Raw genomic sequence first — 12470 nt, forward strand, 5'->3', positions numbered from 1 at the left:
AAAAACCTTATTGAAGTTGCTCAATTAACCAATTACGAATTACCATAACTTCTTCACCACATACTTGATGCCCCATAGGGTAATCATGCCAAGTAACTTCTAAACCAGCGCTTTGCATTACATCTAGCGCTTGCTTACCAGCAAACATAGGAACTACTTCATCCTGTGAACCATGTGCCATCAATACAGTTAAATCTTTTTGTATTGCTTCATCGTTAAACTTTTGTGGTGCACACATATAAGTTGATAACGCCATAACACCTGCAAGTTTATGTTTTAATCTAGGTGCTAAATGTAATGCAATTACACCACCTTGAGAGAAACCAGCTAAAATTATTTTATTAGCTTCAATGCCTTGAGCCATTTCTTGCTCTATGATTTCTGCTACCTGTGCAGATGATTCTCTCACACCTGTTTCATCAGCGCGTTTATCTAGATCAAAAGAAACGATGTCATACCACGCTCGCATTTCCATGCCATTATTAATTGTTACAGCACGAATTGGCGCATGAGGAAAAATAAATTTAACACCGATTTCATTTGGAATTTCTAACTGTGGTACAATTGGCGCAAAACCGTCACCAGAATCACCCAAGCCATGTAACCAAATAACTGTTGCTTTATGCTGTCCTTGCGGCTCACAAATAACCGATTTTAAACTCATCTTTTATCTCTCTTTTAAATTTTTATTATTTTAATTCTGACAACCACTTAATTTCGACACCCGCCTGCTGGCTAGATACTTCAGATAGAAACTGCCAAAATTCTGCTTGGCTTCTATTATCGATCCATTGCGTGCCATTAAACTCAAAGTGATGGCCATTAAATTTAGTTGCCACCCATAACTGATGTAGAGGTGCTTGTTTATTTAGAATTATTTTACTTTTATCAGGAAAAATTATTTCTAAAATACTCGGTGCTGATTCGTAATCTAAATCAGCTTCAAAATCATCAACTTGTTCTTCAATAGTCAATAAAACTGCATCTACAAGTTCGTGATATTCATTGTCTGTCATTTTACTTCCTAATACGCTTCATATTGATAATTTTAATAAAATAAGAACATTCCTATAATCCAATGATTTATGCTCATTCGATAGGATTTTCTTTATATAAACTTAGTTTTCATGTCGAGATAAAAAAAAGCCTGCTCGACTGTCTGCATTTACAATTTTTTCTGTTACTCTGCGATTATAAAGAGTAAATACTTTGATCTAAAGAAAACTTATGCAAAGAATAAAATATAGCCATATCATACTATTTTCATGCTTATTATTTATAGGTGCTTGTGGTCAAACCGGTGACCTTTATTTACCAAAAGAAACACAAGAAAAACCTAAGGTTATAGCTGAAGAAAAAAAAGAAAATCAGCAAAACAAAGATAAACAGGACAAATAAATGGATTATTTTAATTATCGTTCACAGCACCTTTATGCTGAAGATGTAGACATAAACGATATTGCCCAGCAATTCGGAACTCCTTGTTATATTTATTCTCGTGCAACTTTTGAGCGTCACTATAATGCTTTTGTTGATGCAGCCAAAGCACATAAAAACTTAGTGTGTTATGCGGTTAAAGCAAATTCTAACATCGCAGTATTAAATATATTAGCTAAATTAGGCTCGGGTTTTGATATTGTATCTCAAGGCGAGTTAGCTCGAGTAGTTGCAGCCGGTGGTGACGTTAAAAAAGTTGTTTTTTCTGGCGTAGCTAAAACCAAAGAAGAAATTGTTTACGCTTTAGAGTTAGGCATTAAGTGTTTTAATGTTGAGTCTATCGCTGAGCTTCATAATATTTCAGCTATTGCATCTGAACTAAATGTTATTGCGCCTATTTCCATACGTGTTAATCCGGATATTGATGCAAAAACACATCCTTATATCTCAACAGGTCTTAAAGAGAATAAATTTGGTATTGATATAAACCAAGCTGTTGAAGTTTATAAAACGGCATCTCAATTACCTGGGTTATCCATTCAAGGTATAGACTTTCATATTGGTTCTCAGTTAACTGAAGTCACACCTTTTCTTGCAGCCTTAGATAAAATATTAAAATTAATTGAAGAGTTATCTCAATTAGGCATTAAGATTTCTCACTTGGATGTCGGTGGCGGTCTTGGTGTGCCTTATCAAGGTGAAGAACCACCTCACCCAAGTATTTATGTTGATAAAATTAATGAAAAACTAATCAACTTGCCTGAGTTAGAACTTATATTTGAACCTGGTCGCGCAATTGCTGCCAATTCAGGTATTTTAGTAACTAAAGTTGAATACCTAAAACAAAATCAAGATAAGCACTTTGCAATTGTTGATGCCGGTATGAACGACTTATTAAGACCTTCTCTTTACCAAGCTTGGCAAAATATTATTCCTGTTAACCTTAAGTCTGAACAAAATTCACAAACATATAATTACGATATTGTGGGCCCAGTATGCGAAACCGGAGACTTTTTAGGTAAAGATCGTGATTTAGCACTCATTCAAAATGATTTATTAGCTGTTCGCAGTGCGGGAGCATATGGATTTACAATGAGTTCAAATTACAATTCGAGACCGCGAGTGTGTGAGATCATGGTTGACGGTGATAAAGTACATGAGGTACGTAAACGCGAAACCATAGAGCAACTATATCAAGGAGAGAGCTTACTACCATGCTAATTAATTTTTCAAAAATGCACGGCTTGGGTAATGACTTTATGATGGTTGATAACATTACTCAAAACGTATTTTTATCAAAAGATCAGATCCGTAAACTTGCCGATAGAAACTTCGGTATTGGTTTTGACCAATTATTAATGGTGGAAGCACCTTATGATCCTGACCTAGATTTCCATTATCGTATTTTTAATGCTGATGGCTCTGAAGTTGCCCAATGTGGTAATGGCGCGCGATGTTTTGCCCGTTTTGTTCGCATGAAAGGTTTAACCAATAAACATAAAATCGCCGTATCTACCAAAGGCGGCAATATGACTTTATATATTGAGAAAGACGGTCAAATTAGTGTCAATATGGGCCAACCTAAATTAGAGCCTAGTAGAATTCCCTTTAAAGCAAGTAAGCGCGAAGCGACTTATATTTTCAGAGCGGAGGAACACACTATTTTCAGTGGCGCGGTTTCAATGGGTAATCCCCACTGTGTTGTAGAAGTAGATGACATAGACACTGCTGAAGTTGAATTATTAGGTCCTTTACTAGAAAACCATGAACGCTTTCCAGAAAAAGCTAACATTGGTTTTATGCAAATTTTAAGTCGTGAACATATCAAACTTAGAGTTTGGGAGCGTGGTGCAGGAGAGACCTTAGCTTGTGGTAGTGGTGCATGTGCAGCAGCTGTGATCGGTCAAGTTCAAAATAAACTAGATCCTCATGTTCAAGTTGATTTACCAGGTGGCACTTTACAAGTGCGCTGGCATGGTGAAAACCAAACAGTAAAAATGACTGGACCTGCGGAACACGTATTTGATGGCCAAATAGCGATTTAGAGAAGTATAAATATGAACACATTATCTGAGCAGCAAGTAGTAGCGTATTTAGAACAAAACACGGACTTTTTAATAAATAACCCTGACTTGCTTGATCAGTTAGATGTCATTTCTCAGCAAAGTGGTACGGTTTCCTTAGCAATCCGCCAGCAACAAATATTGAGACAAAAAAACCAAGATTTAAAACAAAATTTAGCTTCATTAATACAAACAGCTAAAGCAAATGAATCTATTTTTAAAACTTTCAGTGCATGTCAGCGTGATTTAATGCTTATAAACGACTTTAATGCACTAAAGGAGCAGTTAAACGCAACTATAAGCAAAGCGTTAAATGTTAAAGAGTCTAGATTATTGCGTTATAAACCTGAACTTAAAACTGTCATTGAGCATAGGTTACAAGACTCAACGCATTATTTAGGAAGAACAAGCCAAGATGAAGTTGCGTTGTTATTTAATGAAAGCTGCCAATCAATCGCATTGTACTTAATAGGTGAAATCGATAACCCACTAGGCTTATTAGCTTTTTCGAGTGATGACCCTCTGCACTTCACACCATCACATGACAACATTTTCATCGATGAATTTATTCACGCCTTAAAAATTAAACTCATTGAACTGAACTAGTGGAAGCCAGCCAATCAACTCCAATTCCTGCGCAATGGCTAAACCCCATTGATGCTTTTATTCAATATTTAAAAATTGAAAAAAATTACTCCGAACATACGTTATTGCAATATCAAACTCAGCTAAAACAAGCCGCTGAGTTTTTACAACATCAAGCTGAAAACTGGCTAAAAGTGCAGCCTGAGCATATTCGCAGCTTTAGTATGCAACTAAAAGCAAAACGCCTGAGTAGTAGAACGATTAATTTAAAGCTCTCATGTATACGCAGTTTATATAAATACCTGCAAGCACTAAAAATACAACGCGCAGCCAAAAAAAAACAATCAGTAACACCACTTAACAATCCAGCTGAAGCGATTAAAGGCCCTAAGTTCGAAAAACCTTTACCAAAAAATCTCGATGTAGATCAAATGAATCAACTGCTAGAAATTCCGCCTGAAGATAGTTTAGCGATTAGAGATAAAGCGATGATGGAATTAATGTATTCATCAGGGTTACGGATCAGTGAGTTAGTTAATGCGAATTTAAAAGACATCAAATATAAACAAGCTGAAATTCGCGTATTAGGTAAAGGTAATAAAGAACGTGTTATTCCTGTCGGTAGCAAAGCATTAAGTGCATTAAATGATTGGTTAAAGTGTCGTGGAGAATTTTCAAAACCTGATGAAATAGCACTATTTTTAAGTAAGCGTAAAAATAGAATATCTGTTCGACAAGTACGTGAAAGAATGAAGCAATGGGGAATTAAACAAGGTATTTCCGCCGCTATTCATCCTCATAAATTACGCCATTCATTTGCTTCTCATATATTAGAATCAAGTAGTGATTTACGGGCAGTTCAAGAACTATTAGGTCACAGCAGTCTATCTGCTACTCAAGTATATACCCACCTTGATTTTCAACATTTAGCACGGGTTTATGACAAAAGCCACCCAAGAGCTAAAAAGCTTGATAGTAAAAAATAAGAGAGTTACATGAAAATTTATAGAAAACTAAATGACATAAAAGTATTAAGCTTTGATTTAGACGATACACTTTACAATAACAAACCTATAATCAAAGCAGCACTTGATGCACAGTTTAATTACATAAAACAAATCCCAACTATTGGCGATAAATGGCTAGAGCAAGGCGCTGACTTTTGGGAAGAATGCAGACTAGCCGCACAAAATAATATGCCAGGTATTGAGCAAAATGTGACTTTATTACGCCAACACGCTCTAACCTATGCATTTAAGTTTTTAGGCCTTAACGACCAAGAAAGTGAATGTCATAGTAAAGCGGCATACCAAGCATTTATTACTGCCAGAAGCCAAGTTGTTGTTGAACCAGAAGTATTAGCTTTACTTAAAAACTTAAGTCAAAAATATACTTTAATAGCAATTACCAATGGCAATGTTGATATCAGTAAGTTCTGCTTAAAAGACTCTTTTGAATTTTTACTCATGGCTGGATTTGATGGCGCACAAAAACCAGCAGCCGATATGTTTGAACTCGCTGCAAATAAACTCAATATAAAACTAAAAAATATTTTACATATTGGCGATAACTTAGATTCAGATATTCAAGGCGCGAATAATAATGGTTGCATGTCTTGCTGGTTGAATAAAGATCCCATAAAAACAAGCTATAAGGGCTTAGCAGATATAGAGATCAGTAATATTCTTCAGCTAGAAATGCTACTTTAATTAATACCTGTTTATAAAAACAGTATTCTATTTGAACTGCCTAATGCTCCTGTTGTATCATAGCAGCAATTATTAATGCCACCTCGTGGCTCAATAGAATTGCAAAGCAAATCTATTAAATGACAACTTTGGTGGCACTAATGGACGTATCTGAATTACTTGATGGCTTAAACGATAAACAACGAGATGCCGTAGCAGCACCTTTGCAAAACATGCTGGTATTAGCCGGTGCTGGCTCAGGTAAAACCCGAGTTTTAGTACACCGTATCGCTTGGTTAATGCAAGTTGAAAACGCATCTCCATACAGTATTTTTGCAGTAACTTTTACCAATAAAGCCGCTAAAGAAATGCGTGGGCGTGTAGAAGAAACTATAAAAAGCTCAATTGGTGGTATGTGGATAGGTACTTTCCACGGCTTATCACATCGTATTTTACGCGCCCATCATAGCGAAGCAAATCTGCCAGAGTCATTTCAAATAATAGACTCAGATGATCAAATAAGAATGATACGTAGATTGCTAAAAGCCTTAAATATTGATGATAAAAAATGGCCAGCTAAGCAAGTTACTTGGTACATCGGTGCTAAAAAAGACGAAGGTTTAAGACCTAAAGATATCAAAGCTTATGATCCTAATGAGCAAATGCTACTAAGAATTTATACCGCTTATCAAGAAGCCTGTGATCGTGCTGGTTTAGTAGATTTTGCTGAGATTCTTTTACGTTGTTATGAAGTATTAAATAATAACCCAAGTTTATTACGCCATTACCAAGACCGATTCCCACATATTTTAGTAGACGAATTCCAAGATACTAATACCGTACAATACGCATGGTTAAAACTGCTTGCCGGTAAACAAAATCATGTAATGACGGTAGGCGATGATGATCAATCTATTTACGGTTGGCGTGGTGCTAAAATTGAAAATATTCGCCGTTTTTTACAAGATTTTAGCGCTGAAACCATAAGATTAGAACAAAACTACCGTTCAACCGCGACCATTTTAAAAGCAGCAAATACCTTAATCGCCAACAACTCAGAGCGTATGGGTAAAGACCTATGGACTGAAGATAACGAAGGCGAATTAATCTCTATTTATGCAGCTTTTAATGAGCTAGATGAAGCGCGATTTATTGTTAGCAAAATAAGTGAATGGAAAAGCAAAGGCAAAGATTTAACTGATACCGCTATTTTATACCGAAGTAATGCACAGTCTCGTATTTTAGAAGAAGCGATGCTGCAAGAAGGTTTAAAATACCGTATTTATGGTGGTATGCGATTTTTCGAACGTCAAGAAATCAAAGATGCACTGTCTTATTTACGCTTGATCAATAACCGTCAAGATGATGCCGCATTTGAACGTATCATTAATACACCAACTCGTGGTATCGGCAATAAAAGTATCGGTTTAATTCGTGATTGTGCACGAGCTGAATCACTACCTTTATGGTATGCAGCGCAAAGCTTGATTGATCAAAAGCAACTTACTGGTCGCGCAGCTAATGCTGTAGGTAGTTTTATCGCCTTGATCAGTCATATAGAAGAACAAATCCAAAACTCAGAACTTGCTGAGCAAGCTAAATTTGCAATTAATCATTCAGGCTTAATGGCAATGTATCAAGCTGAAAAAGGCGAAAAAGCACGTGCACGTGTAGAAAACTTAGAAGAACTCATTAATGCCTGCTCACAGTTTGAAATGCCTGAAGATGAAGAGTTCTCATCACCACTTTCTGGTTTCTTATCACACACAGCATTAGAGTCAGGTGAAGGACAAGCTGATGAGCATGATGATGCTGTGCAAATGATGACATTACATTCAGCAAAAGGGCTAGAATTTCCATTAGTATTTATGGCGGGTGTTGAAGAAGGCATGTTCCCATCACAGCAAAGTCATGATGATTCTGAGCGTTTAGAAGAAGAACGCCGCTTATGTTATGTTGGCATTACAAGGGCAATGCAAAAACTTTATATAAGTCATGCCGAAAGCCGTCGTTTATATGGCCAAGAAAAATATCATTCGCCATCACGTTTTTTACGCGAAATCCCTGATGACTGCATTGAAGAAGTTCGCATAAAAACACAAGTGATCAAACCTCAGGCAAGTAACCGCTTTAGCAATACTGTAACCAGTGCTGCATTTGAAGAAACAGGGTTTAAGCTAGGTCAAAGAGTGATGCACAAAAAATTTGGTGAAGGCACCGTTCTTAACTACGAAGGTTCCGGGCCTCAAGCGAGAGTTCAGGTAAACTTCTTAGATGTTGGCAGTAAATGGTTAGTGACTTCATACGCTAAGTTACAGGCTTTATAATGAACTCAGCAACAATATTGCCAATGAATGTCACCGCATATTTAGAAACTTTAAATAACAATAGGCATAGGCAGTTATTGTTGCTTACAGGTTCTCAAGATTGGACCACGCTTCAAGCAAATAGACTGATAGAACAACTACAAGGTCAAAGCTGTGTTATAAGTCGAAATAAAGATTTATTAGATGCTAATTGGCCCGAACATAACCACCAAATTTTAGGCCAAGAATATCAAGTCGCCCTTTATGATGGTTATCAAGGGATCTCACCTGATAAGTTAGCAGCCCTTGCAGGTACCATCACTGCAGGTGGCGTTTTAATTTTAATACAACCAGAATTAAAACAGCTTAATAGTTTTATAGATCCTGAGTTTCAAACTTTTCAATCCGCCGAAATAAAATCAAATCTAGTTAGTTATTTTAATCAAAGATTCAGCAAGCAACTTGATAATCAACTTTGTATTAAATTGGACCAAAAAAATGGTTGGCAATTACCTAAAATAGAATTAGCCCCAGAACAACCTAATCTTTCTAAACAACTAACTTGTATTAAAGCTATCACTAAAACAAGTTTAGGTAGAGCAAATAGACCTTTATTAATAACAGCTGACAGAGGAAGAGGTAAATCATCTGCTTTAGGCTTAGCGGCTGCCGCATTAATTAAAGATAATAAGAAAGTCATTATAAGCGCGACACAACGCAGGTCTGTAGAGTCTGCATTTAAACACTTAGCATTAGCCACAGAACAAAACTATAAAACTAGTGACAATACTTTAGCCAATTTAAGTTTTATTGCGCCAGATAAATTAATTAATGAAGCCCATCAAGCCGATGTAGTTTTTGTTGATGAAGCCGCAGCTTTACCTGTGCCTATATTACAAAAAATATTAAAACTTTACCCAAGAGTTGTATTTGCAACAACCATATATGGATATGAAGGCACAGGGCGCGGATTTACATTAAGATTTATTCCATATTTAAATAAACACTATAAAAATTGGCAAAATACTTTTTTAAATACACCAATAAGGTTTGCTCTAAACGACCCTTTAGAAAATACAATCAATCAGCTACTGTGCTTGCAAGCTGACTGCTCTGTTGACTTACCCGAGCAGTTTGAAAATATTCAGATAAAAGAGATCAACCAAAAAGAACTATCTCAGAATGAAACCTTATTAAATCAAGTTTTTGGTTTGCTCGTATTAGCCCATTACCAAACGACAGTAAACGATTTACGCCAAATGCTTGATGGTAATCAAATAAAAATTTTTATTTCTCTAAAAGAAGATATCATCATAGCAGCTGCGTTAGTTGCTATTGAAGGCCAACTATCAAAACAATTGAGTGCTGAAATACTAAACGGAACACGTAGACCTAAAGGTCATTTACTAGCGCAATCTATCGCTCAACTAGACAACTCAGATTATTTTTTAAAAAATAAAGTTGCTCGTATTATACGCATAGCAGTTCACCCAGAATTAACTCGAAATAATTTTGGTAGTCAATTACTCCAACATATTGAATCAAGCCTTAGCACACAAGTAAAAGCGATTGGAGCTAGTTTTGGAGGTTATGCTTCATTACTAAGCTTTTGGCAAAATTTAAATTACAGAATAATAAAAGTTGGTTTCAAGAAAGATAAAGTAAGCGGCGAACATGCATGTTTGGTTTTAAAGTCGTTAAACTCTACTTGCCAAATTCCAATCCAAGAACTAAAGCAACAACTCAGCCATCAGTTACCTCTTTATTTAATACATAGTTTTAATACGCTTAACGCGGCTCTTGTTGTAGAGCTGTTAAAATATTTATTCCCAAGCAATATTGTAAGCCTTGAGCATGATTTAGCTGATATTAAACGCTATTTAGGAGCCCAGCATAGTCTGGAACAAGTCATACCTAATTTATGGCGTGTCATATGGCAAAACATACCACTAATTGTTATGTGTAATCCATTTGCACAAGAGTTGATTATTAGACTAATATTACAAAATCAAAGCATCGAAGTTATACAAAAAGAAATGTTGATCAAAGGTAAAAAACAACTTTCGTCAGATATTAAAACCGCAATCTCTGAATTTATTAGCTTATTAAAATAAAGGTAAATCAATTATAAAAAAAATTTTATTTATTACCCTTTTCTTATTATGTAAAAATGCAATATCAGAAACAGGTGTAAACGATAAAGAAATATTACTTGGCATGTCTAATGTGACTCTAGGACCAAGTGCTGAACTTGGGTTACAGATTTACCAAGGTTCCAATGTTTATTTTTCTAAAATAAATAAGCAAGGGGGTATAAATAATCGAAAAGTTAAAATCATCGCTTTAAATGATGGTTATGAACCTCTCAATACAATAAAGAATACAAAAAAGTTTATTCTACAAGATAAAGTTTTTGCTTTATTTGGTTATGTAGGCACTCCAACATCATTTTCGATCTTACCTTTAATTGAAAAATCTGATGTCCCTTATTTAATGCCTTTCACAGGAGCTGAATTTTTAAGAAATCATAAAAATGTTTATAATTATCGTCCTAGCTATTACGATGAAGCATCTGAGCAAATTAACTATTTAGTTAATAAAAAGAGAATCAAAAAAATTGGTTTATTAATCCAAGCTGATGAATTTGGTTTATCTGTCGAGCAAGGCCTATTAAAAGCATTATCCGATCATAACTTAAAACCAATAGTGACTACCCGATTTCAAAGAAACACTAAAGATATAGAAAAAGCATTATATAAGCTTAAAAACAAAGATGTAGAAGCTGTTGCTTTAGTTGGTACTTATAAACCACTCTCAAACTTGATAAATTTGGCAAATGAACAAGAATTTAAACCATACTTTACCAGTGTTTCTTTTGTTTCAAGCTCAACATTGTTTAATAACATACATAAAAAAACAAAAATACTCGTAACTGAAGTTTTACCTAATCCTACAAAGTGCGCACTGAAGATTTGTAAACAATTTAATTTAGATATGAAAGTAGCCGGTTATAAGGAAACAAGCCAAATTCAATTTGAAGGTTATCTTAATGCCTATATATTTCATACTGCTGTCAATAAGTGCAAAGCAGATTTAACAAGAAGTTGTTTGCTTAAGTCACTTAGAACAATAGATTTAAGTTTATTAGGCTTTGAAAAAAGAAAAACATCTAATCCCCTAAAAACAATCTATTTTTCTTTTCAATAACCCTGCAAATTTATTAACCTGCGCTATGCTTTAAATTCATCAGGCGGAAAATAATAATAGCAGGGGAAGCAATGGACTTTATAAACTTTAAAGTTGGCTCAAAAACTATCTCTCTTAAAATCCTAGATATTCTTGTAACTGAAAGATTTGAAGATGATCTAACAGAATTACCAAATAAAAATAAAAGCTTTATTGGCATAAAAGATTATATGGGAACACCCACACCTGTATTTGATTTAGGACTTATTTTAAATGGCGAGTCAACCTATACAACAAATGCAGAATTAGCAGAATTACTACAAACTAGAGAAAAAGAGCATATAGAATGGATACAATCGCTGGAAAATAGTTTAGTAAACAATGTACCTTTCGATGGTGCAAGAGATCCCCATAAATGTGCATTTGGACAATGGCATGATAAATTTAAAACTGATGATGAAGATCTTCAACTAATTCTCGAAAGATTTTCAGAACCCCATAATAGAATTCATCAGCTTGCAGATGAATTATTAAGCAAAGTTCAACAAGGGCATAAAGAAGAAGCCCTAGAAATTTTTGAGCAAGAAAAACGTACTACATATACATTTCTACTAAGGCTATTTGAATCAGCAAAAGAACAAGTCATGCTAGATTACAAACCCATTATAATATTTACAACAACTGATGGCGTTCACCCTCATATAGGATTGTTAGTCGATAAAGTAGGGCAAAGTGTCAATGTTAATAAAGAAGATATTAAGCCGTTAGAAAAGCTTACAAGCGTTGGATTTGATATCGATCCACAAACAAGAAACATGATGAGAGGCCTAATAAAAATGGAGCAAATTCATAGCGTAATAATAGACCCATCAGCAATTTTCTTAGAAAAATCTGAAAGACCTGAGCCTGAAGTAGTAGATTAAAGTAGTATGATCCATAAGCGAGCATTCCCTGTTACTGTCTAATGCTTGATTATATAAATTCTATAAAAATAAAAACCGATACATTTCTGTATCGGGTTCTTCTTGTGATTATGAGAATGCAGCCTGATGTAATCGCGAGTTAATCTTAATAATATTAAACTCAGAAACGTAAAAAGCCCAACTCATTGAGTTGGGCTTTTTACTGAACTTATGTAAGCGAGCCTGGCTATATTTGCTTGCTATAATTTCTAAATCCCACAAAACAAAAAAGCCGATACATTT

General features: G+C 35.1%; 12 protein-coding genes. 10 read left to right on the top strand and 2 right to left on the bottom strand.

Features of this window, described 5'->3' with window-relative positions:
• Nucleotides 1–7: 7 nt before the first annotated feature.
• Nucleotides 8–664: a dienelactone hydrolase family protein gene (locus KO527_RS23190; RefSeq protein ID WP_216042620.1), complete on the bottom strand. Its 657-nt coding sequence runs from the start codon at nucleotides 662–664 to the stop codon at nucleotides 8–10.
• A 25-nt stretch (nucleotides 665–689) separates the two neighbouring features.
• Entirely contained in the window at nucleotides 690–1016 is a 327-nt protein-coding gene (gene cyaY, locus KO527_RS23195; protein ID WP_042152816.1) for an iron donor protein CyaY, read from the bottom strand.
• A gap of 211 nt (nucleotides 1017–1227) precedes the next feature.
• Here cyaY and KO527_RS23200 point away from each other — a divergent pair, with 211 nt between their 5' ends.
• The 10 genes from KO527_RS23200 (at nucleotide 1228) to KO527_RS23245 (ending at nucleotide 12188) form a co-directional block, all read left to right on the top strand.
• Nucleotides 1228–1398, top strand: coding sequence for a lipoprotein (locus tag KO527_RS23200; RefSeq protein ID WP_216042621.1), 171 nt, complete (start codon nucleotides 1228–1230; stop codon nucleotides 1396–1398).
• Entirely contained in the window at nucleotides 1399–2658 is a 1260-nt protein-coding gene (lysA, locus tag KO527_RS23205) for a diaminopimelate decarboxylase (RefSeq protein WP_216042622.1), read from the top strand.
• On the top strand, nucleotides 2652–3482 hold the full coding sequence (gene dapF, locus KO527_RS23210) for a diaminopimelate epimerase (RefSeq protein ID WP_216042623.1): 831 nt from the start codon (nucleotides 2652–2654) through the stop codon (nucleotides 3480–3482). The genes lysA and dapF overlap by 7 nt, the downstream gene beginning before the upstream one ends.
• 12 nt (nucleotides 3483–3494) lie before the next feature.
• Entirely contained in the window at nucleotides 3495–4106 is a 612-nt protein-coding gene (locus tag KO527_RS23215) for a DUF484 family protein (RefSeq protein WP_216042624.1), read from the top strand.
• A gap of 23 nt (nucleotides 4107–4129) precedes the next feature.
• Nucleotides 4130–5071 (top strand): tyrosine recombinase XerC, encoded by a 942-nt coding sequence (gene xerC, locus KO527_RS23220; protein WP_354668656.1) that lies wholly within the window; start codon nucleotides 4130–4132, stop codon nucleotides 5069–5071.
• 9 nt (nucleotides 5072–5080) lie between these two features.
• The gene (locus KO527_RS23225; protein ID WP_216042626.1) at nucleotides 5081–5794 is read left to right on the top strand and encodes an HAD-IA family hydrolase; all 714 of its coding nucleotides are present in this window, start codon (nucleotides 5081–5083) and stop codon (nucleotides 5792–5794) included.
• Nucleotides 5795–5934: 140 nt separating this feature from the next.
• Nucleotides 5935–8100 (top strand): DNA helicase II, encoded by a 2166-nt coding sequence (gene uvrD / locus KO527_RS23230; RefSeq protein ID WP_216042627.1) that lies wholly within the window; start codon nucleotides 5935–5937, stop codon nucleotides 8098–8100.
• Nucleotides 8100–10193 carry a GNAT family N-acetyltransferase gene (locus KO527_RS23235; RefSeq protein ID WP_216042628.1) on the top strand — a complete coding sequence of 698 codons (2094 nt, stop codon included), beginning with the start codon at nucleotides 8100–8102 and terminating at the stop codon, nucleotides 10191–10193. The genes uvrD and KO527_RS23235 overlap by 1 nt, the downstream gene beginning before the upstream one ends.
• Nucleotides 10194–10296: 103 nt before the next feature.
• Entirely contained in the window at nucleotides 10297–11286 is a 990-nt protein-coding gene (locus tag KO527_RS23240) for an ABC transporter substrate-binding protein (RefSeq protein ID WP_216042629.1), read from the top strand.
• A 71-nt stretch (nucleotides 11287–11357) separates the two neighbouring features.
• Nucleotides 11358–12188: a CZB domain-containing protein gene (locus KO527_RS23245; protein ID WP_216042630.1), complete on the top strand. Its 831-nt coding sequence runs from the start codon at nucleotides 11358–11360 to the stop codon at nucleotides 12186–12188.
• The last annotated feature ends 282 nt before the right edge of the window (nucleotides 12189–12470 follow it).

Source organism: Pseudoalteromonas sp. C2R02 (assembly GCF_018860845.1).
Taxonomy (GTDB): Bacteria; Pseudomonadota; Gammaproteobacteria; order Enterobacterales; family Alteromonadaceae; genus Pseudoalteromonas.

Bases quoted from the DNA above. Each gene is read 5' to 3' on its own strand.
- KO527_RS23190 (WP_216042620.1), bottom strand. From the start codon at position 664: ATGAGTTTAAAATCGGTTATTTGTGAGCCGCAAGGACAGCATAAAGCA.
- cyaY (WP_042152816.1), bottom strand. From the start codon at position 1,016: ATGACAGACAATGAATATCACGAACTTGTAGATGCAGTTTTATTGACT.
- KO527_RS23200 (WP_216042621.1), top strand. From the start codon at position 1,228: ATGCAAAGAATAAAATATAGCCATATCATACTATTTTCATGCTTATTA.
- lysA (WP_216042622.1), top strand. From the start codon at position 1,399: ATGGATTATTTTAATTATCGTTCACAGCACCTTTATGCTGAAGATGTA.
- dapF (WP_216042623.1), top strand. From the start codon at position 2,652: ATGCTAATTAATTTTTCAAAAATGCACGGCTTGGGTAATGACTTTATG.
- KO527_RS23215 (WP_216042624.1), top strand. From the start codon at position 3,495: ATGAACACATTATCTGAGCAGCAAGTAGTAGCGTATTTAGAACAAAAC.
- KO527_RS23225 (WP_216042626.1), top strand. From the start codon at position 5,081: ATGAAAATTTATAGAAAACTAAATGACATAAAAGTATTAAGCTTTGAT.
- uvrD (WP_216042627.1), top strand. From the start codon at position 5,935: ATGGACGTATCTGAATTACTTGATGGCTTAAACGATAAACAACGAGAT.
- KO527_RS23235 (WP_216042628.1), top strand. From the start codon at position 8,100: ATGAACTCAGCAACAATATTGCCAATGAATGTCACCGCATATTTAGAA.
- KO527_RS23240 (WP_216042629.1), top strand. From the start codon at position 10,297: ATGTCTAATGTGACTCTAGGACCAAGTGCTGAACTTGGGTTACAGATT.
- KO527_RS23245 (WP_216042630.1), top strand. From the start codon at position 11,358: ATGGACTTTATAAACTTTAAAGTTGGCTCAAAAACTATCTCTCTTAAA.